This window comes from Falsiroseomonas algicola (genome assembly GCF_011040385.1).
Lineage (GTDB): Bacteria > Pseudomonadota > Alphaproteobacteria > Acetobacterales > Acetobacteraceae > Falsiroseomonas > Falsiroseomonas algicola.
Window position 1 is genome coordinate 113171 of the sequence record NZ_JAAIKB010000006.1, and the last position, 19978, is coordinate 133148.

General features: G+C 71.0%; 22 protein-coding genes. 6 read left to right on the plus strand and 16 right to left on the minus strand.

The window, feature by feature from the left end; genetic code table 11:
- Window positions 1-10 precede the first annotated feature (10 nt).
- Together G3576_RS16125 and hemC are read left to right on the plus strand one after the other, a co-directional pair.
- Window positions 11-1210, plus strand: coding sequence for a geranylgeranyl diphosphate reductase (locus G3576_RS16125; RefSeq protein ID WP_207622859.1), 1200 nt, complete (start codon window positions 11-13; stop codon window positions 1208-1210).
- A gap of 40 nt (window positions 1211-1250) precedes the next feature.
- On the plus strand, window positions 1251-2291 hold the full coding sequence (gene hemC, locus G3576_RS16130) for a hydroxymethylbilane synthase (RefSeq protein ID WP_164695454.1): 1041 nt from the start codon (window positions 1251-1253) through the stop codon (window positions 2289-2291).
- A gap of 3 nt (window positions 2292-2294) precedes the next feature.
- On the opposite strand, the gene G3576_RS16135 is transcribed toward hemC, so the two are convergent.
- Window positions 2295-2561 carry a hypothetical protein gene (locus G3576_RS16135; RefSeq protein WP_164695455.1) on the minus strand — a complete coding sequence of 89 codons (267 nt, stop codon included), beginning with the start codon at window positions 2559-2561 and terminating at the stop codon, window positions 2295-2297.
- A gap of 218 nt (window positions 2562-2779) precedes the next feature.
- Between G3576_RS16135 and G3576_RS16140 the strand changes: the two genes are divergently transcribed.
- On the plus strand, window positions 2780-3154 hold the full coding sequence (locus G3576_RS16140; protein ID WP_164695456.1) for a c-type cytochrome: 375 nt from the start codon (window positions 2780-2782) through the stop codon (window positions 3152-3154).
- Window positions 3155-3189: 35 nt separating this feature from the next.
- Here G3576_RS16140 and G3576_RS16145 read toward each other — a convergent pair whose 3' ends face one another.
- The 14 genes from G3576_RS16145 to G3576_RS16210 all read right to left on the minus strand — a co-directional run bounded on the left by G3576_RS16145 (window position 3190) and on the right by G3576_RS16210 (window position 15930).
- Window positions 3190-4035, minus strand: a complete 846-nt coding sequence (locus G3576_RS16145; RefSeq protein WP_235952079.1) for a type 2 periplasmic-binding domain-containing protein — start codon at window positions 4033-4035, stop codon at window positions 3190-3192.
- Between the two features lie 61 nt (window positions 4036-4096).
- Window positions 4097-4894 (minus strand): class II aldolase/adducin family protein, encoded by a 798-nt coding sequence (locus G3576_RS16150; protein WP_164695458.1) that lies wholly within the window; start codon window positions 4892-4894, stop codon window positions 4097-4099.
- Between the two features lie 17 nt (window positions 4895-4911).
- The gene (locus G3576_RS16155; protein WP_164695459.1) at window positions 4912-5883 is read right to left on the minus strand and encodes a Bug family tripartite tricarboxylate transporter substrate binding protein; all 972 of its coding nucleotides are present in this window, start codon (window positions 5881-5883) and stop codon (window positions 4912-4914) included.
- Between the two features lie 117 nt (window positions 5884-6000).
- Window positions 6001-6963, minus strand: a complete 963-nt coding sequence (locus G3576_RS16160) for a Bug family tripartite tricarboxylate transporter substrate binding protein (protein ID WP_164695460.1) — start codon at window positions 6961-6963, stop codon at window positions 6001-6003.
- 4 nt (window positions 6964-6967) lie between these two features.
- Window positions 6968-7744 (minus strand): enoyl-CoA hydratase/isomerase family protein, encoded by a 777-nt coding sequence (locus G3576_RS16165; protein ID WP_164695461.1) that lies wholly within the window; start codon window positions 7742-7744, stop codon window positions 6968-6970.
- Window positions 7741-8703, minus strand: a complete 963-nt coding sequence (locus tag G3576_RS16170) for a Bug family tripartite tricarboxylate transporter substrate binding protein (RefSeq protein ID WP_164695462.1) — start codon at window positions 8701-8703, stop codon at window positions 7741-7743. The genes G3576_RS16165 and G3576_RS16170 overlap by 4 nt, the downstream gene beginning before the upstream one ends.
- Window positions 8700-9659 (minus strand): Bug family tripartite tricarboxylate transporter substrate binding protein, encoded by a 960-nt coding sequence (locus G3576_RS16175; protein ID WP_164695463.1) that lies wholly within the window; start codon window positions 9657-9659, stop codon window positions 8700-8702. Before G3576_RS16175 ends, G3576_RS16170 begins: the two co-directional genes overlap by 4 nt.
- A complete protein-coding gene (locus G3576_RS16180; protein WP_164695464.1) occupies window positions 9656-10630 on the minus strand; it encodes a Bug family tripartite tricarboxylate transporter substrate binding protein in 975 nt (324 codons plus the stop codon). Before G3576_RS16180 ends, G3576_RS16175 begins: the two co-directional genes overlap by 4 nt.
- Before the next feature lie 4 nt (window positions 10631-10634).
- Window positions 10635-11609 carry a Bug family tripartite tricarboxylate transporter substrate binding protein gene (locus G3576_RS16185; protein WP_164695465.1) on the minus strand — a complete coding sequence of 325 codons (975 nt, stop codon included), beginning with the start codon at window positions 11607-11609 and terminating at the stop codon, window positions 10635-10637.
- 31 nt (window positions 11610-11640) lie between these two features.
- Window positions 11641-12471, minus strand: a complete 831-nt coding sequence (locus G3576_RS16190; RefSeq protein ID WP_164695466.1) for an amidohydrolase family protein — start codon at window positions 12469-12471, stop codon at window positions 11641-11643.
- Entirely contained in the window at window positions 12468-13058 is a 591-nt protein-coding gene (locus tag G3576_RS16195) for a carboxymuconolactone decarboxylase family protein (RefSeq protein ID WP_164695467.1), read from the minus strand. Before G3576_RS16195 ends, G3576_RS16190 begins: the two co-directional genes overlap by 4 nt.
- A 2-nt stretch (window positions 13059-13060) precedes the next feature.
- Complete coding sequence (locus G3576_RS16200) at window positions 13061-14266, minus strand: CaiB/BaiF CoA transferase family protein (protein WP_164695468.1); 1206 nt, start codon at window positions 14264-14266, stop codon at window positions 13061-13063.
- Between the two features lie 5 nt (window positions 14267-14271).
- Window positions 14272-14901, minus strand: coding sequence for a glutathione S-transferase family protein (locus tag G3576_RS16205; protein ID WP_328729221.1), 630 nt, complete (start codon window positions 14899-14901; stop codon window positions 14272-14274).
- Window positions 14902-14991: 90 nt separating this feature from the next.
- Window positions 14992-15930, minus strand: a complete 939-nt coding sequence (locus G3576_RS16210; protein WP_164695469.1) for a 2-hydroxyacid dehydrogenase — start codon at window positions 15928-15930, stop codon at window positions 14992-14994.
- Window positions 15931-16004: 74 nt separating this feature from the next.
- On the opposite strand from G3576_RS16210, the gene G3576_RS16215 reads away from it, so the two are divergent.
- The 3 genes from G3576_RS16215 to G3576_RS16225 are packed head-to-tail and all read left to right on the plus strand — an operon-like array spanning window position 16005 to window position 18453.
- Window positions 16005-16874 carry a fumarate hydratase gene (locus G3576_RS16215; protein ID WP_164695470.1) on the plus strand — a complete coding sequence of 290 codons (870 nt, stop codon included), beginning with the start codon at window positions 16005-16007 and terminating at the stop codon, window positions 16872-16874.
- Window positions 16871-17500, plus strand: coding sequence for a fumarate hydratase C-terminal domain-containing protein (locus tag G3576_RS16220; RefSeq protein WP_164695471.1), 630 nt, complete (start codon window positions 16871-16873; stop codon window positions 17498-17500). The genes G3576_RS16215 and G3576_RS16220 overlap by 4 nt, the downstream gene beginning before the upstream one ends.
- Window positions 17497-18453, plus strand: a complete 957-nt coding sequence (locus tag G3576_RS16225) for a Bug family tripartite tricarboxylate transporter substrate binding protein (RefSeq protein ID WP_164695472.1) — start codon at window positions 17497-17499, stop codon at window positions 18451-18453. The genes G3576_RS16220 and G3576_RS16225 overlap by 4 nt, the downstream gene beginning before the upstream one ends.
- Here the strand turns inward: G3576_RS16225 and G3576_RS16230 are convergent.
- Window positions 18450-19958: an ABC transporter substrate-binding protein gene (locus G3576_RS16230; RefSeq protein ID WP_164695473.1), complete on the minus strand. Its 1509-nt coding sequence runs from the start codon at window positions 19956-19958 to the stop codon at window positions 18450-18452. The two genes, G3576_RS16225 and G3576_RS16230, sit on opposite strands and share 4 nt — an antisense overlap.
- Window positions 19959-19978: the final 20 nt, after the last annotated feature.

Below are 19978 nucleotides of genomic sequence, written 5' to 3' on the forward strand. Positions count from 1 at the left end.
GATGGCCTCCATGGACAGCGCCGGAATCTTCGACGTGGTGGTGGTGGGGGGCGGCCCCGCGGGCGCCACCGCCGCGCATGATCTGGCGCGGCAGGGCCGCACCGTGGCGCTTCTGGACAAGGCCGGGCGCATCAAGCCCTGCGGCGGCGCGATCCCGCCGCGGGCGATCCGGGACTTCGACATCCCGAACCACCTGATCGTCGCCCGCATCAACGCCGCGCGCATGATCTCCCCCACCGACAAGGAGGTCGACATGCCGGTGGAGAACGGCTTCGTCGGCATGGTGGACCGGGACGTCTTCGACGAATTCCTGCGCGGCCGCGCGGCGGAGGCGGGCGCCGAGCGCCTGACCGGGAGCTTCGAGGCGGTGGAACGCGACGCCGATGGCGTCACCGTCGTGACCTGGACGCCCAAGGGCGCGCCGGACGGCACCACGCCGCTTCGGCTGCGGACGCGCTGCGTCATCGGCGCGGATGGCGCGCGCAGCCAGGTCGGCAAGCAGACCGTGCCGGGGGCGGAGAAGATCCCCTGCGTCTTCGCCTACCACGAGATCGTGGAAGCGCCGAAGGGGGAGGTCGCGAAGTATGACGGGCAGCGCTGCGATGTCGTCTACAACGGCCGCTTCTCCCCCGACTTCTACAGCTGGATCTTCCCGCATGGGGACAAGGTCTCGATCGGGACGGGGTCGGCGCATAAGGGCTTCTCGCTGCGCGGTTCGGTGGCCGAGCTGCGCGCCGCGACGGGCTTCGACAAGGTGAAGACCATCCGGCGGGAGGGCGCGCCCATCCCGCTGAAGCCGCTGAAGAAGTGGGACAACGGCCGCGACGTGGTGCTGGCCGGCGATGCCGCGGGCGTGGTCGCGCCGGCCTCCGGCGAGGGCATCTACTACGCCATGCTGTGCGGCCGCCTCGCCGCGGAGTCCGCGGCGGAGTTCGTCGCCACCGGCGATCCCCGGGCGCTGGCGACCGCGCGCAAGCGCTTCATGAAGGCGCATGGCCGCGTCTTCTGGATCCTCGGGATCATGCAGTATTTCTGGTACTCCTCCGACAAGCGGCGGGAGAAGTTCGTCAAGATCTGCCAGGACAAGGACGTCCAGCGCCTGACCTGGGAATCCTACATGAACAAGGAACTCGTGCGCCGCGACCCGCTGGCGCATGTGCGGATCTTCTTCAAGGACCTCGCGCATCTGTTCGGCTTCGCCCGGGCATGACGCACCTCCCCTTCCTCCCCGCGCGCGGAGACGCCTGAGCATGCTGTTGTCATCGCTTGACCAGACGAATGAGGGCCTCCGTCATCGGGGCGCGCTGCATGGTCATTCGCCGCATCACCGCCAGTCCACGCGCACCCTGCCGCTCAAGGTCGGCACGCGCGGCTCGCCGCTGGCGCTGTGGCAGACGCGCCATTTCCTGGCCCTCATCACCAAGGTCTGCCCGCTGCTGCGGGAGGTGAAGGCCTTCGAGGAATGCGTCATCGCGACAAGCGGCGACAAGATCCAGGACAAGCGCCTGGCCGATATCGGCGGCAAGGGGCTCTTCGCGAAGGAGATCCATGAGGCGCTGCTGGATGGCCGCGTGGACTTCGCCGTGCACAGCATGAAGGACCTGGAGACGGAGCTGCCGCCCGGTATCGTGCTCGCCTGCGCGCTGAAGCGGGAGGACAGCCGCGACGCGATCGTGGTCGGCCCCGACTGCGCCGGCGTGACGCGGGACGATCCCTATGCCTGCCTGCCGAAGGGCGCGCTGATCGGCACCGCCTCCGTCCGCCGGCAGAGCCAGCTGCTGCATGCGCGGCCCGACCTGCAGGTGGAGATCATCCGCGGCAGCGTGCAGTCGCGCCTGTCCAAGGTGCGGGCGGAAGGCGGGCCGCAGGCCTCGCTGCTCGCCATCGCCGGCCTGAAGCGGCTGGAGATGGAGCATGAGGCCGCGGTGGTGCTGGATGCGGAGACGATGGTGCCGGCGGCCTGCCAGGGCATCGTCGGCGTCACCGTCCGCGCCGATGACGTGGAGTTGCGGGAGCTGCTCTCGGCCATCGAGGATGGGGAGGCCGCTTCGGTCTGCACGGCGGAACGCGCCTTCCTGGGCTCGCTCGACGGCTCCTGCCGCACGCCGATCGGGGGGCATGCGCAGCTGATGCCGGATGGCCAGCTGCTGCTGACCGGGCTGGTGGCGCGGGCAGACGGGTCCTTCCTGCTGAAGCGGAAGCTCTGGGGCGCCCGGGCCGATGCCGCGGCGCTGGGGCGGGAACTTGGCGACAGCCTGCGCAGGGACGCGCCGGCCGACATCTTCGGCTGAGCCTCAGCGGCGCAACCGCAGCCACACATCCAGCAGATGGGCGGCGAAGGCGGCGCTGAGCGCCGCCGCCACCCAGCCCCAGCCGGCGCCGACCAGCGCGGCACGCAGCGCCAGCACCAGCGCCACCCCCGGCATGGCCAGGCCCAGGATGGCGGCGGGCGCCAAGCCGCGCCCGGTCCTGCGGTGCCAGAGCGCCAGGGCCGCCGCTTCCAGCAGCAGGACGAGCAGCACCAGATCGGCCACGCGACCGCTGGCGAAGAACGCCTCCATTCCCTCTCCCCCGGCGAAGCCAACGCATTCGTAACGCGAATGCGCGCAACCTGTAGGCAGTTTCATGCGCTGGGAGGGTTGCGCCAACCGGTCCTGGCGCCACCTTGCGCCGGGCGGGAAAGACGCCATAAGCGTTTCGGCTTGTTCCACCCGCGTCGCGGCTGGCTGACTTGCGGCGGGGCCGTACCGACGAGACACGTTCAAGGAGGATCGCTCGAATGCGACGTCTGACTCTGGCCATCGTGACGGGCCTTGCCATCGCGCCCTTCGCCGCCCAGGCGCAGGATGCCGCCGCTGGCGGCCGCGTCTTCAACCAGTGCCGCGCCTGCCACACCATCGATGCCGGCGGCCGCAATGGCGTGGGCCCGAACCTGCATGGCATCGTCGGCCGCGCCGCGGGCTCCATCGAGGGCTTCCGCTACTCCGCCAACATGCAGGAGTGGCGCCAGGGCCAGACCTGGACCGAGGAAAACCTGCGCCGCTACATCACCAACCCCAAGGATGTCCTGCCGCGCGGCAGCATGTCCTACCCGGGCCTGCGGAACGAGCAGCAGCTCAACGACCTGATCGCCTATCTGAAGACGCAGAGCTGAGTTGATGGGCGGCCGGCAACCCGGCCGCCCCTTTTCTACCGGATCGCCGCCGGCAGGCCTTCCCAGGCCTCCTCCACCGTGAAGGGCCGCGGCATCATCCCCTGCTCCGCGCAGTAGCGGATCGCCAGTGCCAAGGCAGGCCGCAGGGTTTCGCGCGTGTGCATGCGCGCGCCGGACGCAGCCAGCATCCGCATCAGTTCCACCACCAGTTCCGGGCGCTCCGCCGCCACATCCTGCCGCACCACGACCAGGTGGTTCACCGGGATGAAGCCGTGTGCCTGCCGGAACTGCTCGCCGGCCGCCTCGGGGTCGGGGAAGACCGTGCGGAGGCCGGAGGGCAGGTCATTGCCGAAGATGCCGGCGGCGGCCTCGCCCGACCGGGTCATGGCCAGAAGATCCTGCCCGGGCGCGGCGCGCGTCACCCAGGGCGGGTCAGTGAATTCCGTGACATGCGCATCCTCGAAGGTCGTCCAGCGCTGCTGGTCGGCGCGGATGCCGTGGAACTCCGCCAGGCTGCCGCGCAGCCACATGCCTGTGGTCTGGCTGTAGGCGCGCACGGCGATCGCGGCGCCGGCCAGGTCCGCGGGGCCGCGCACCGGGCCGTCAACGGCCGTCAGCAGTGCGGCTTCCTGCGCGCGTTCGGCCAGCACCACGGGCAGCAGCACCATCGGCTTCCCATAGGCCTTGGCCATCAGGAAGGTGGCGATCGCCATCTCGCTGACCTGGAAGGCCGCCTGGCGGACCATGGCCGGGAAGGCCTTGCTGGGCGGGGTGTGGCGGATGTTGTCGAGTGCCAGAAGGTCCGATCCGACGCGGCCTTCCAGCAGCGCGGCGGTCTCGGGATAGGCGCCGATGGCGGCGCGGAGCGTGGTGACGGGCAAGGCAGTCCTCATCGCCGCCCGGGGGTACCGGGCGGCGTCTCAAGCAGGGATGGCAGACCGATCAGTCGCGGTAGGAGGGGTCGAGGCGGTCCAGCTTCCGCAGCAGCCCCGGCCATTCCATGACGCCATAGGGGCGGCGCGTGCCGGGCTGGTAGTTGTTCCAGGTGGCATCGATCACCGCTTGCGGCACCTGCACCAGCTTCTGCCCCGTCGCCTGCGCCGCCAGCTGCGCGCGGCAGGAGAGTTCGAGCCGGTGCATGGCGTTGAAGGCCTCCCCCACCGTCTTGCCGATGGTGAGCAGCCCGTGGTTGCGCAGGATCAGCGCGTTGTTGTCGCCGAGGTCGCGCACCAGGCGCTCCTGCATCTCCAGGTCGAGCACCACGCCTTCGTAGTCGTGGTAGCCGATCCTGGCGAAGCGCATGGAGGTCTGGTTCATCGGCAGCAGCCCGCATTCCAGCGAGGAAACCGCCATGCCCGGCCAGGTATGGGTGTGGATGACGCAGGCGATCTCGTGCTTCGCCTCATGGATCGCGCCGTGGATGACGAAGCCCGCGCGGTTCACGCCGTAGCCGAGGCCGCCGGGGAAGTCCGGCTTGGCCAGGACATTGCCGTGCACGTCGATCTTCACCAGCGACGACGCCGTGATCTCCTCGTACAGCATGCCATAGGCGTTGATGAGGAAGGCGCCCTCCTCGCCGGGGACGCGAACGGAGATGTGGTTCGCGGCCATGTCGGACATGCCGTAGAGGTCGATCAGCCGGTAGCAGGCGGCGAGGTCCACGCGGGCCTGCCATTCCTCTGGCGAGACGCGGTCCCGCATGGAGGGGATCTGGAAACGTTCGGCGACGCTGTCGGGCATGGGACGGTTCCTCGTGCTTACTCGGGCGTGGCGCCGGAGGCGCGGACGATCGCGGACCAGCGGCGGATCTCATGGGCGATGAAGGCGCCGAAGGCCTCGGGGCCATTGCCCACGGGGTCGGCGCCCTGCTCCACCATGTTGCGTTCGATGGCGGGCACGCGCAACGCGGCGTGGCTGTCCTCCGCGATCTTGCGGATGATCTCGGGCGGCGTGCGCGCCGGCGCCACCATGCCGAACCAGGAGGAGGCGTCGAAGTCGGGGAAGCCCAGTTCGACCATGGTCGGCACGTCCGGATTGGAGCGCGACCGCTGGGTGGAGGTGACGGCCAGCGGCCGCAGGCGCCCGCCCCTGATCTGCTCCATGACGGAGGGGATGGTCGCGAACATGAAGTCGAGGCGGCCCGAGAGCAGGTCGTTCAGCGCGACGGCGCCGCGATAGGGCACATGCTCCGTCCGGATGCCCGCCATCTGGTCCAGCATGACGCCGGAGAGGTGGGAGGAGGTGCCGACGCCGGTGGAGCCGTAGGAGAGTTCGCCGGGGCGACGCTTCGCCTCCGCGATCAGCCCCGCGACGTCCCGCGCCGGATGGTTCGGCGCGACGACCAGGATGTTCGGCACGCCCGCCAGCAGCGTGATGGGCGCCAGGTCCCGCAGCGTGTCATAGGGCATGTTGCGGACGAGGGACTGGTTCACCGCCAGCGGGCCGACCGACCCCACCATGATCGTGTAGCCATCGGGGGCGGAGCGGACCACATGCTCCGTGCCGATATTGCCCCCGGCGCCAGGCCGGTTGTCGATGACGACGGACTGCCCCCACATCTCGGCCAGGTGGGCGCCGATCAGCCGGGCGATGATGTCCGTCGTGCCGCCAGGGGTGAAGGCGACGACGATGCGGACCGGCCGGTTCGGCCAGGGCGCGGCTTGGGCGCGGGCCAGGCCGGGGGCGGCCAGCAGGGGCAGGGCGAGGCAGGCGCGCCGCGCGATCGTCATGGTCGTTCCATTCTCCCGTCGGGCGGTCGTGCTGCCGCCATCTTCAGGCAGGTATCCTGGGCCCGGGCATCCCATGCGACAAATGGAAAGAATGCGCGGCCCGTGCCGTTTTCTTCATCAATCCAGGCGGAGCCCGATGGCGCGGATCACCGGCGTCCAGGTCGCGCGTTCCTCGGCGAGGTAGGCTGCGAGGTGTTCCGGGTTGCTGGCGGCGGGCTCGGCGCCCTGGCGGGCCAGCGCGCCGCGCAGCGCCTCCTCCCCCAGCGCCTCGCCAAGTGCCTGCGCGACGCGGTCGAGGATCGGGCGCGGCGTCGCGGCCGGGGCGAGCAGCGCCTGGAAGTTGCGGACGATGAGCTGCGGAAACCCCTCCTCCGCCGTGGTCGGGATGGCGGGGGCCAGGGGGGAGCGTCGTGGCGCCGTCGTCGCCAGGGCGCGGATCTGCCGGTTCTCGACCAGGTTCAGCACGGCGGAGATGTCGCCGAACAGCGCCTCGATCTTGCCGCCGAGCAGGTCCGGCAACGCGGCGCCGGTGCCGCGATAGGGCACGTGTTCCAGCCGGATGCCGGCGAGCTGGCCGAGCAGTTCCGCCGCCAGATGCGGCGTGGTGCCGATGCCGGCGGAGCCCATGTTGATCTCGCCCGGCCGCGATTTCGCGAGGGCCACGAATTCCGCGAGGTTGCGGGCCGGCAGGCCCGGCGTCACCACCAGGATCTGCGGGCTGTCGGCGATCAGCGCGACGGGGGCGAGGCCCTGGAGCAGGTCCGGCGCGCCGGCCCCGCCCGCTGCGGGGGCGATGACCAGCGGGCCGGGGGAGCCGACGAGGAGCGTATAGCCATCCGGCCTGGCCGCGGCGACGACCCGGGCGCCGACGACGCCGCCTGCGCCCGCGCGGTTCTCGACGACGACCGGCACGCCGAGGCGGCGGCGCAGCCCCTCCGCCGCCGGGCGGGCGACGTTGTCGACGGGGCCGCCCGGCGCGAAGGGCACCACCAGCGTCACCGCGCGCTGCGGCCAGGGTTCCTGCGCCCGGGCCAGGGCCGGCAGAAGCAGGGGCGTGGCGAGGAGCGCGCGGCGATGCATGGCGTCAGCGTCCCTTGAAGACGGGCTTGCGCTTCTCCGCGAAGGCCTTCCAGGCTTCCTGCGTGTCTTCCGTCGAGGCCAGCGCCACGGTCTGCGACTGCTCGAAGCGGTAGCCCTCATGCAGCGGCATGTATTCCGTGACCTGGAAGCTCTTCTTCGCGGCCTGCACGGCGAGCGGCACCTTGCCCGCGATCTCGCGCCCGATCTTCTGCGCCTCCGCCAGCAGCGCGTCGCGCGGCAGGCATAGCGAGGCCGCGCCCATGCGCAGCAGGTCGGGGCCGGTGAAGCGCCGCGCGGTGTAGATCATCAGCCGCGCATCGGACTGGCCGAGATGGCGCAGCACATGGCGCACGCCGCCGGCCAGCCCCACATCCACCTCCGTCATGGCGAGGTAGGCTTCCTCCGCCACCAGGATGATGTCGGCCGACAGCGCCAGCACGCAGCCCGCCCCGATGCCGAGGCCGTTGACGGCGGCGATGACGGGCTTGCCGCATTCCATCACGCTGTCGAAGACGGCGCGCGTCAGGCGGTTGTGGCGGGGATAGGCGCCGGGCTCGCCCGCGATGTTCGGGCGTTCCTTGAGGTCCGCGCCGGCGCAGAAGGCCTTGCCCTGCGCCGTCAGCACCACGGCGCGGACATCCTCGCGGTCATGCAGCTCGTCGAAGACGCGCACGATTTCCTGCCGCATGGCGAGGTTCATCGCATTCACCGGCGGACGGTTCAGCGTGACGGTGGCGACGTAGTCCGCCACCTCCAGCGTCAGCGTTTCATACTCACTCATTCCGCGCGAATCCCCGCTGCCTCGATCACCTGTTTCCACCGCGCGCTCTCCGCGCGGATCGTCGCCGCCAGCTCCTCCGGCGTGGAGGGCGTGGCTTCCTCGCCGAGCGCCTCCATGCGGGCGCGATAGGCGGGGTCGTTCAGGATGCCGACCACGGCCTGGTTCAGCCGCGCGACGATGGGCGCCGGCGTGCCGCCGGTGGTGGCGATGTAGTTGAAGGGCGCGGCATCGAAGCCGGGCAGCGCCTCCGCCAGCGCCGGCAGGTCGGGCGCCAGGGCGGAGCGCTGCGGCGTCGTCACGCCGAGCGCGCGGAGATGGCCGGAACGCGACGGCGGCAGCAGGATGGAGAGCGTGTCGAGCGCCATGCTGACCGTGCCGCCCATGAGGTCCGTCAGCGCCTGGCTGGTGCCGCGATAGGGCACATGGGTGATGTCGATCCGGGCCAGGAACTTCAGCATCTCCCCCGCCAGATGGGAGGATGACCCGATGCCGGAGGAGGCGAAGGTCAGCGTGCCGGGCCGCGCCTTGGCGAGCGCGATCAGTTCCTGGAGGTTGCGGACCGGCAGGCCGGGATGCACGGCCAGCAGGTTCGGCGCGCGCTTGTAGCCGGCGACGGGGGCGAAGTCGCGCTCCGGGTCATAGGGCACGCTGCGCATGAGGTGCGGGTTGATGATCTGCGGCCCCGGCGTGCCGTAGAGCAGCGTGTGCCCATCCGGCTGCGCCCGCGCCACGGCCTGTGCGCCGATGGTGGCGCCGCCGCCGGGACGGTTCTCCACCACCACGGGCTGGCCGAGCACCGGCGTCAGCGCCTCCGAGATCTGCCGCGCGCTGGCATCGGCGGAGCCGCCGGCGGCGAAGGGGCAGATCATGCGCAGCGGGCGATTGGGGAAGGCCTGCGCGAAGGCGAGCGACGGCGTGGCGAGCGCCGCGGCGATGGCGGCGCGACGGGTGATGCTCATTCGGCGGTGATCCCTCCCCTGCGGATCACCGGGCCCCAGCGATCCGATTCCTCCCGCACCATGGCGGCCAGCGCCTCCGGCGTGCCGCCCAGCTTCTCGATGCCCAGCGCCTCGAACCGCGACCGCATGGCGGGCTGGTCGAGGATGGCGTTGACCGTGGCGTTGAGCACGGCGATCACCTCCGGCGGCGTGCGCGCGGGCGCCAGCAGGTAGTTGAAGCTGGCATCGTGGTAGCCCGGCAGCGTCTGCGCCACCCGCGGCAATTCGGGTGCCGCGGCCGCGGGATCGGCAGTGGAGACCGCGAGCGCCCGCAGCCTGCCGTCCCGCACCAGCGGCAGCAGCGTCGCGATGTTGTCCATCATGAAATCGACGCGGCCGCCCATCACCTCCTGCACTGCGGGCGCGGTGCCGCGGAAGGGCACGTGCAGCATCTCGACATTCGCCATCTGGCCCAGCATGGCGGCGGCGAGGTGGCCGGAGGAGGCGACGCCGGCGGAGGCGAAGGTCAGCGCATTCGCCTCCCGCCGCGCCATGGCGATCAGGCCCGCGACATCGCGCGCGGCGAAATCGGGCCGCACCACCAGCAGCTTCGGCGCCTTCAGCACCGCGATCACCGGCGCGAAATCCGCGACGGGATCATAGGGCAGGCTGCGCATGAGATGCGGGTTGAGGATCTGCACATTCGGCGTGGCGTAGAGCAGCGTGTGCCCATCGGCCGCCGCGCGCGCCACGGCGACGGCGCCGATGGTGGTGCCGCCGCCGGGGCGGTTCTCCACCGTCATGGGCTGGCCGAGTTGCGCGGCCAGCTGTTCGGCGATGAGGCGCCCGACGGTATCCGCCGCGCCACCCGGCGCGAAGGGCACCACCATGCGCATGGGTCGCGACGGCGTCCAGGCCGGCTGCGCCAGCGCGGGTGGCGCGAGGGTGGAGAGCAGCAGCGTGCGGCGCGCGATCATTCGAGGGTGATTCCCTGGGCGGTGATGACGCCGCGCCAGCGCGCGATCTCCTCCTGCACCATCGCGGCCAGCTCCTCCCGCGTACCGCCCAGCGCCTCGGCGCCCAGCGTTGCGAAGCGGGCGCGGATGGCGGGGTCCTTCAGCACGCGGTCGAGCGTGGTGTTCAGGCTGGCGGTGATCTCGGGCGGGGTGCGGCCGGGGGCGAGCAGGTAGTTGAAGCTGGCGTCGTGGAAGCCGGGCAGCGTCTCGGCGATGGGCGGAAGGTCGGGCGCAGCCTCCGCCCGGTCCCGCGTGCTGACGGCCAGCGCGCGGAGCCGCCCTTCCCGCACCAGCGGCAGCAGCGCCGCGGCGGTGTCGAGCGTGAGGTCGATGCGACCTGCTAGCAGGTCCTGCACGCCGGGCGCGGTGCCGCGATAGGGCACGTGCAGCATCTCGATCCCCGCCATCTGGGAGAAGAGGGCGGCGGCGAGATGACCGGCCGAGCCGATGCCGGCGCTGCAATAGGTGAGCTGGCCAGGGCGCGCCTTGGCGAGCGCGATCAGCTCCGCCGTGCTGCGCACCGGCGAGTCTGCGCGCACGACCAGCAGCTTCGGCGCCCGCATCAGGGCGATGATCGGCGTGAAATCGTTGAAGGCGTCGTAGGGGACGCTGCGCATCATCAGCGGGTTCAGGATCTGCACGCCGGGTGGCGCATACAGCATCGTGTGGCCATCGGGTGGCGACTGAGCCACCGCGATGGCGCCGACGGATTGGTTGCCGCCGGGCCGGTTCTCCACCACCACGGCCTGGCCATAGGCGGTGCCGAGCGGCACGGCCACCAGGCGGGCCAGCGTATCCGCCGTGCCGCCCGGCGCCTGCGGCACGATGATGCGAAGGCTGCGGTTCGGCGCCCAGGGGGGCGCCCCGGGCGCCTGCGCGCGCGCCACCGCGGGCAGCAGCAGCGGCGCGGCGAGGAGATGGCGGCGGCGCATGGCGCTACTCCAGCCGCGCGCCGGTGGTGCGCACGACGTCGCCCCAGGTGGCATTGGTCTCGCGGATGAAGGTGTTGAACTCCGCCGGCGTGCTGCCGACGATGCGGCCGCCCTGTTCGCCGAGCACGCGCCGCACTTCCGCATCCTGCAGGGAGGCGCGGGCGGCGTTGACCAGGATGTCCACGCGGTCCTGCGGGATGGCGGCGGGGCCGAAGAGGCCGTACCAGGTCTCGCTGATCATGTTGGGCACGCCGGCCTCGATGGCCGTCGGCACGTCCGGCAGGATGGCCAGCCGCTCCTGCGCCGTCACGGCCAGCGCCCGCAGGGCGCCGGCGCGGACCTGGCCGATCAGCGCGGGCACGTCGGCGGCCAGGATCTGGATGCGGCCCGCGAGCAGGTCCGTCACGGCCGGCGCGGCGCCGCCATAGGGGATGTGCGTGATGTCGATGCCCGCGCGCAGCTTCAGCAATTCGCCCGCCATGTGCAGCGAGGATCCGATGCCGGCGGAGCCGAAGGTCAGCTCGCCCGGCTTCGCCTTCGCCATGGCGACCAGCTCGGCCAGGTTCCGCACGGCGAGGTTCGGCGCGACGGAGACGATCTGCGGCACCGCCAGCACCTGCGTCACCGGCGTCAGATCGCGCAGCGGGTCGTAGGGCATGTTGCTGCGCATATGCGGGATGATGACGATGGCGCCCGAGGACGCCATGACCAGCGTGTGGCCATCGGGGCGCGACTTGGAGGCGACATCGACGCCGATGAGACCACCCGCGCCGGCACGCGCTTCCACCACGATGGGCTTGCCGAGGCGTTCCGACATGGCGCGGGCGACGACGCGCGCGATGATGTCCGCGGGGCCGCCGGCAGCGAAGGGCACGATCATGCGGATGGGCTGGTCGGGGAAGGCGGCCTGCGCCTGGGCCAGGCCGGGCATGGCCAGCATGCCCATGGCGCCCAGGGCGCCGCGTCGTCCGATGTTCATGGGGGTTTCCTCCGCTGTTGTTTCGTTCGTTCTAGTCGAAGAGCCTGGCGGGATTCTCCACCAGGATGCGGCGCGCAAGGTCCGGGTCGCCGAGCGCGCCGAGGAAGGCATCCATCATCGCCCCCGCATCGGGCGGCGGCGTCATGCGCACATAGGGCCAGTCGGAACCCCAGAGCAGCCGGTCCGGATTGGCGGCCACCAGCGCATCCTGCACCGGGCGAGGGTCGCAGGACAGGCGGCAGGTCGTGATCTTCACCCAGGCCAGGCCGTCGCGCAGCAGGCTCAGCAGTTGCGCGAAGCCCGGATCATCCGCGGCCGCAGGCATGCCGCAATGGTCGATGACGAGCGGGACGCCGAGCGGCGCCAGGCCCGGCAGCAGCTCCGCCAGCTGGGACGCGCTGGCCCAGAGATGCGCCTGCCAGCCGAGCGCGCGCAGCCGCGGCGCCAGCAGCTTCAGCGTGTCCACGCCGATGGCGCCGGGATAGCGCGCGGTGCCGCCGGGGGCGCGCATCTCCACGAAGCGCAGCGCGCGGATGCCGGCCTCGTGCCACTCGGTCAGGGTGGCGTCGGTGACCGTCTCATCCGCGATCATCACGCCGCGCAGCGCCGGGTCGCGCGTCAACGCATCCAGCAGACAGGCCGGATCGCGGCCATAGGGGGCGGGCTGCACCAGCACGGCGCGGGGGGTGCCGAGTTGCGCGCGCATGGCCGCATGCACCTCCAGCATCGCCTCCGGCAGTGCGTAGGGGGAGGCGCCGGCGGGGAAGCGCGCATCGAAGACATGGGTATGCGTGTCCCAGGCGCCATCCGGCACCGCGTGGCGCGGGCGGGAGAGCGTCGGCGCGGGGACGGTGGCGGTCACGGCAGCGGCGCCAGGGTGAAGAGGCCCGTGGGCGGCGCCACCAGCGGTTCCGCCTCTCCATCGGGAAGCGGCACGCCATGCGCGTTCAGCGTCATGGAGACCATGGTGTAGTAGCCCACCAGCGCCGTGAGTTCGACCACGCCCTTCACGCCGAACAGCGCGCGGGCCTCGTCATAGATCGCGTCGGGCACGCGGCCATCCGCCTGGAGCGTGCGGGCGAATTCATAGACCACCGCCTCGTCGCGCTTGTCGAAGGCCGGTGCGCGGCCTTCGCGGATGGCGCCGAGGACATCGGTGGAGACGCCGACCTTGGCGGCCGTCGCGGCATGGACGAACCACTCCACCTGGCTGCTCCAGCGACGGCCCGTGACGCAGATCGCGAGTTCCGACAGGCGCTTGTCGAGGCTGGTGGAGAAGCGCAGCGCCTCCCCCAGCGCGGACCAGCGCCCGGCGAGTTCCGCATTGTGGATGGCGGCGCGCAGCGGGCCGATGACCTGGCCGCGCGGGCCGGAGACGACGCTGTCCCAGACCTTGCGCTGCGCCTCGTCCAGCTCGTCACGCGATGAAGGGAGCGGGATGCGCGGCATGATCAGGTCACCTTCGCGGCGGCGAGCGCCGCCTGTTCGTCGTCACCGATGCCGAGCTCGCGCAGCACCTCCGCCGTGTGCTGGCCGAGCAGCGGCGGCGGGCGATCGAAGCTCAGCGGATTGTCCTTGAGGCGGATGGGGCTGACGATTTGCGGCACCTCCCCATGCGGGTGCGGGACCATGCGCAGCATGTCGCGGTGCCTGACCTGCGGGTCCTGGAAGACATCGGGCACGGTGTTGATCGGGCCGCAGGGAACGCCGGCGGCGTCGAGCATCGTCGTGAGTTCCAGCCGCGTGAAATCGGCGAAGCGCTCCGTCAGCATCGGCGTCAGCGCCAATTCGTTCTTCACGCGATCGGCGTTCTTGATGAAGCGCGGGTCCTGCGCCCAGTCGGGGCGGCCGATCGCCTCGCAGAGTTTCGCGAACTGCCCGTCATTGCCGACGGCGAGGACGATGTAGCCATCCGCGCAGGGGAAGACATCCTGCGGCTGGATATTCGGGTGCCGGTTGCCCGCGCGGTGCGGGACCTTGCCGCCGACGAGGAAGTTCATCGCCTGGTTCGCGAGGAAGGCTGCCTGGACGTCGAGCATGGCGAGGTCGATCGTCTCCCCCTGCCCCGTCCTGTCGCGATGCGCGACGGCCGCCAGGATGGCGGTCGCGGCATACATGCCGGTCATGAGATCGACGATGGGGACGCCGACCTTCTGCGGCGGGCCGTCCTTCTCCCCGGTCACGGACATCAGCCCGCCCATGGCCTGGATCATGAAGTCATAGGCCGCCTGGTCGCGCCGCGGACCGTCCTGGCCGAAGCCGGTGACGGAGCAGCAGATCAGGCTGGGCTTCAGCTTGCGCAGGCTCTCCGCATCCAGCCCATAGCGCGTCAGCGCGCCGGCCTTGAAGTTCTCGACGACGATGTCGGCCGTCTCCGCGATCTTCCGCACCACCGCCTGGCCCTCGGGCCGCGTGATGTCGATGGTGACGGACCGCTTGCCGCGATTGACGGCGAGGTAGTAGCCGGCCTCCTTCGTCGGGTTGCCGTCGCGATCCTTCAGGAAGGGCGGTCCCCAGGCGCGCGTGTCGTCGCCGGCGCCGGGACGCTCGATCTTGATCACGTCGGCGCCGAGATCGGCCAGGATCTGCGTCGCCCAGGGTGCCGCCATGATGCGGCCGAGGTCGAGGATTCGGAGGTGGGACAGGGGCCCGGCCATGGCGATCAGCCCTCCGCCACCACGGTCGCCATCATCGATGGACGCTTCGCGAACTCGGCATGCCAGGCGGCGAAGCGCGGGCAGGCGGCGCGCCAGTCGATATCGGCGAAGCGGAAGTCGAGATAGGCGCCGACGACGCCGAGCGTCACCTGCGCCAGGCCGAGCGGCCGCGCGGCGATGTCCTCGATTTCCGCTTCGATGGCGCGCAGCGCGTGCTGCGTCTTGAGCGCGAAGGCGTCGAGCAGTTCGGGCAACGCGTGCTGCTTGTCCCGCTCGTTCCGCCAGAGGATGAGCGTGTCGAGGAAGCCCGTCGCCATGGCGTGGCGCCGCAACTCAACCCAGCGCGCGGGTCCCTCCGCCGGGATCAGGCGCGGGCCGTCATGCAGCGTGTCGAGGTATTCGCAGATGACGCCGCTGTCGTAGAGGACGCTGCCATCCGGCAGTTCCAGAGTCGGGATCTTGCCGATCGGGTTCAGCGGCAGCAGGTCATGGTTGGGCTTCGTCATGGCCACGGGCGTCCGCACCGTGCGGAGGCGGTCCACCACCCCGGCCTCATGCGCAAAGACCATGACCTTGCGCACGAAGGGCGAGCGCGGCGACCAATGCAGCGTCATCGGCGGCGGGGTGGTCGTCACGGTTGGTTTCCTCCAGGCAGGCGCGATCCGGACCGGGCCAAAAGGTCAGGACTATGACCTTATGGCTGAAGCCCGGCCCGGCGTCCAGCCTCAGCCTTTCGTGGCGTCGTGGTGGGGGCGGCCGGCGGCGAAGGCCGAAATGCCATCGGCGAGCATGGCGATCATGTCGGCGCGGGTTTCGTGCGTGACGGTCGCGTAGTGCGGCGCCACCACCAGGTTCGGCGCTTCCAGCATCGCCGGGTCGGGCACGGGTTCGGAGCGGAAGACGTCGGTGGCGGCGCCGCGGATGGTGCCGGCCTTCAGCGCCGCCACCAGAGCGGGTTCATCGACGACGGTGCCGCGGGAGATGTTGACGAGGAAGCCCTTGGGGCCGAGGCGCTGCAGCATCGCGGCATCGATGATGCGGTCGGTCTCCGCGCCGCCCGGGCAGGTCAGCACCAGCACGTCGCATTGCTCCACCATGGTGGCGAGGTCCGCGACATAGGCCCAGGTGACCCCGGGCTTCGGCCTCGGGCCGGACCAGATGACCTGCATCCCGATGCCCTGCGCCCGCCGCGCCACGGCCTGGCCGATCTTGCCGAGCCCGAAGATGCCGCAGGTCTTGCCGATAAGGCGCGTGGAGGGGGAAAGCCGTCCCTTCGCCCAGGCGCCGCTGCGCACGAAGGCATCGGCCTCCACCACGCGGCGCGCGATGCCGTAGAGCAGCGCGATGGCGAAGTCGGCCGTATCCTCCGTCAGCACATCGGGCGTGTTCAGCACGGCGATGCCGCGGGCACGCGCGGTGTCGAGGTCGATGCGGTCGAGCCCCGTGCCCATGCTGGCCAGCAGCTTCGCATCGGGGAAGCGCGCGAAGGTCTCGCCGGAGGCGCCGGCCATGGCGGTGCCGAGCAGCACGCGGAAGCCGGGCACGGGGCCGGGCGGCAGGGTGGCGAGGTCGGTCACGACATGCCCCTGCGCCTCGATCGCGGCCTTCAGGTCGGCGGCGGCGGGCACGATGGCGAGGACTTTCTCCCCGGCGGGTTGCGGCATGGGCGTTTCCTCGGTCTATACTGCCTTAAAGGTCAGGGTAGTGGCCTTTTCAGGGGAAGGATAGGCCAGCCGCCATGGCGATCACCTACCAGGGCGTGAAGACCCTGACGGCGCAGCTCTATGACTGGTCGCTGCGCCGCATCCCGGAGGACACGAAGGAAGGGCTGCGCCGCGCGCGGCAGACGGAAACCCACCCCGGCGCGCAGCGGGTGCTGGAGATCATGCTGGGCAGCGCGCTGCGCGCCGAGCAGACGGACCGCTTCGTGTGCTCCGATTCCGGCGTGCCGGTCTTCCAGGTCGGCATCGGGACCAACGCCAAGTGGGAAGGCGACATCAAGGCCGCCATCGTCGATGGCTTCGATGAGCTGGTGGAGACGATCAAGCCGCCGCTGCTGAAGCACGTGACGAACCCGCTGACGAATGAGCGCGGCTACAAGGGCAAGGACATGCCCCTGGTGAGCTGGGACATGATCAGCGGCGCCGACTACCTCGAATTCGCCTGCCAGCCCAAGGCGCTGGGATCGGGGCGCTGGGCGGCGGCGGAGACCTTCAGCTTCCCGAGCCTCGCGGATATCGAGGCCTATGTGATGAAGGTGGTGATGCAGGCGGGGTCGCAGCATTGCCCGCCGGTGATCATCGGGGTTGGCATCGGCGGCAGCTTCGACGTGGCCGCGAAGATCGCGAGCAAGGCGACCTATCGCCCCATCGGCAGCACCAATCCCGAGCCCGTACTGGCGGCGATGGAGGAGAGGCTGCTGCGCGCCGTCAACGCCACCGGCTTCGGCCCCATGGGCACGGGCGGCGACACCACGGCACTGGCGGTGCATGTCGATTACGCCAGCGGCCATGGCTACACGCCCGTCGCCGTCTGCTTCAATTGCTGGATCAACCGCCGCACCCGCGCCAGGCTGCATGCGGATGGCTCCGTGGAGCGCATGGAATGACCCTCACCGAGTATCGCCGCGTGACGATGCCGCTCTCGCGGGAGGATGCGCGCAGCCTGCGGGCCGGGGACATGGTGCTGCTGGATGGGGAAATCGTGATCACGGCGGGGCTGCCGACGCATCACCGCATCCTCGCCTGCATGGAGAAGGGCGAGGCACCGCCGATCGATCTGCAGGGGGGCTCGCTGCTGCATCTCGGCTCCTACAGCCGGGATGCGGAGGATGGGGGGCTCGAGATCCTCTACATGAACCCCACCACCAGCACGCGCTTCAATCCGCTGATGCCGCGGCTGATCCGCCACTACGGGCTGACATCCGTCGGCGGCAAGGGCGGGCTGGATTCGGCGTGCCGGGAGGCGATGCAGGACGTCGGCTGCGTCTACTTCTCCTTCCTCGGCGGCGGTGCGCCATTGCATTCGGCCGCGATCAAGGCGGTGAAGCAGGTCGCGTGGAACGACCTGGTCGCGCATTACCGCCTGGTGCGCGTGGCGGTGGAAGGGCTGGGGCCCGTCACCGTCGGCATCGACGCGCATGGCAACAGCCTGTTCGAGAACATCGCCGCCGACGCCACCGCGCGGATGCCGGCGATCCTGGAGCAGCTGGCGCGTGACAGGGCGGGCGCATGAAACGCCGCGCGCTGCTGCTGGCATCCCTGGCCACGCCGGCGGTCGCACAAAGCTGGATGCCATCGCGGGCGCTGCGGCTGGTGGTGCCCTTCGCGCCAGGCGGCAGCGTTGACCTCGCGGCGCGGCTGCTGGCGGAGCCTCTGGGGCAGAGGCTCGGGCAGTCCGTGGTGGTGGAGAACCGCACCGGCGCAGGTGGAGCGATCGGCGCGGACAGTGTGGCCAAGGCGGCGCCGGATGGGCTGACGCTGCTCTGGGGGTCGTCGGGCGTGCTGTCCATCGCGGCGGCGCTGCGCGGGCGGCTGCCCTATGACCCCGCGCGGGACTTCGCGCCGGTCAGCCTGGTGATGCGGGCCTGGCATGGGCTGCTGGCCTCGCCGCGGCTGGGGGCGGTCGATCTGCCGCAGGTGCTGGCCATGGCGCGGGCAAGGCCGGGGGCGCTGAACATCGCTTCCGGCGGCACGGGATCGGCGACGCATCTGCTGGCGGAACGCCTCAAGCTGATCACCGGCGTGGACATGGTGCATGTGCCCTATCGCGGCAGCGGGGCGGTCTATCCGGACCTCGCCGCGGGGCTGGTGCAGCTGGTGTTCGAGAGCCTGCCCGTGGCGCTGGCACAGTCGCGCGGGGACAGCGCAAGGCTGATCGCCGTCAGCGCGCCCACGCGCACCGCGCTGGCGCCGGAGGTGCCGACGCTGATCGAGAGCGGCGTGCCGGGCTTCGTGACCAGCGCCTGGTTCGGCGTGCTGGTGCCGGTCGCGACGCCCGATTCCATCCGCGCCGTGCTGGGCGATGCGATCCGGGAAGTGTCGGGCACGCCCGACTTCCGGCGGCGCGCGCTGGAGGCCGGGCTGGACGTCGTCGGCTCCACCGCCGCCGAGTTTGCCGAGTTGCTGGCGACGGAGACGCGGGACTGGGCCGAGGTCGGCGCGCGGACGGGCCTCAAGCTGGACTAGTTCAGCGTCACGCCCTCAAGCCGCATGATGCCGTCGGGCAGCGCGCGGAACCCCGACAGCCGCGCGGCATGGGCGAAGCGCCAGCCCTCATGCACGAGGTAGATGCGGTGGCGGTCGGGCAGCGCGATGCCGAGTGCCGCCGCGTAGTGGCGGGCGCGCTCCGCGGGCTCGACGCTGGCGCGGGCGGCTTCCAGCGCGGCATCGACGCGCGGGTCGCAGAACTTGCTGTCGTTGTTGGCGCCGCGGCAGTGGTTGAACGCGAAGATGTTGCCATCGGGATCGACGCGGCCGGACCAGCCGATCAGGAAGGCCTGGAACTCGCCGCGATTCATCATGCCGGCCGCGGTGGCGAGTTCGCGCACCTCGATCCGCAGGTCGAATCCGGCGTCGCGCACCATGGCCTGCATCACCTCCGCCATCTGGCGGAATTCGGGGATGTTGGGGACCAGCATCGTGACCTGCGGGGCGGGCTGGCCGGCTTCCGCCAGCAGGCGGCGGGCGGCCGCGACATCGCGCGGCGCCATGGGGAATGACGGCGCGTAAAAGGGGCTGCCGGGCGGGATGGGCTGGTTGCCGGGGGTATTCGCACCCTCGAACACCACCTGGTTCAGCGCGTCGCGATCCAGCGCCAGGTCGAAGGCCTGACGCAGCCGCGCATCCTGGCCGAAGGGGTTCTGGGCGCGCGGGCCATTGCCGACATTGGCGATGATGGAGGTGAAGCCGAAGCCCCGCGCCTCCGCATAGCGCAGCCGCGTGTCGCGCCGCAGGCCGGCAACGTCGTTGGCCGCGACGCGCTCCACCAGGTCCAGCGAGCCGGATCGCAGGTTGAGGATGCGTACGGTGCTGTCGGGGATGGGGCGGAAGCTGACGCTTTCCACCTTCACCTCGGCCGCGTTCCAGTGCCCGGGGAAGCGGCGGAAATCAATGCGTTCCTGCGGCACCTGGGCCACGAAGGCGAAGGGGCCGGAGCAGATGGGCGCGCGGGCGAAGTCGTTGCCAGCCGCCTGCAACGCCGTCGGCGACATCACCATCCCCGCGCGGTCGGCCAGCTGCGCCAGCAAGGGCGCGGAGGGGGCGGAAAGGCGCAGCACGACGGTGCGCGCATCCGGCACCTCGATGGCGCTGATCTCCGCAATCTCGCTGCGGCGGCGGGAGGAAGGGAGCGTCGCGGCGCGGTTCAGGCTGAACCGCACGGCCTCCGCATCGACCGGCGATCCGTCGTGGAAGGTGGCGCCCTGGCGCAAGGTCAGCGTCAGCGCGCGGCGATCCTCGCTCCAGGCCCAGCGCTCGGCCAGGCGCGGCACGAAGTTCAGATTGACGTCCACGTCGAGCAGCTTGTCGCAGAGCGCCGTCAGCACGCTGCGGCCCGCGATGGTGTTGGACAGCACGGGATCGAGCGTGTCGATATCCGATGCCAGGCCGATGCGCAGCGTGCCCGCTTGCTGCGCCAGCGCGGGTGTCGCGGCCAGCAGCGCGGCGGCGATGATGCGGCCTGCGGATTTCATGCGATGATGCCTCGTTTCCC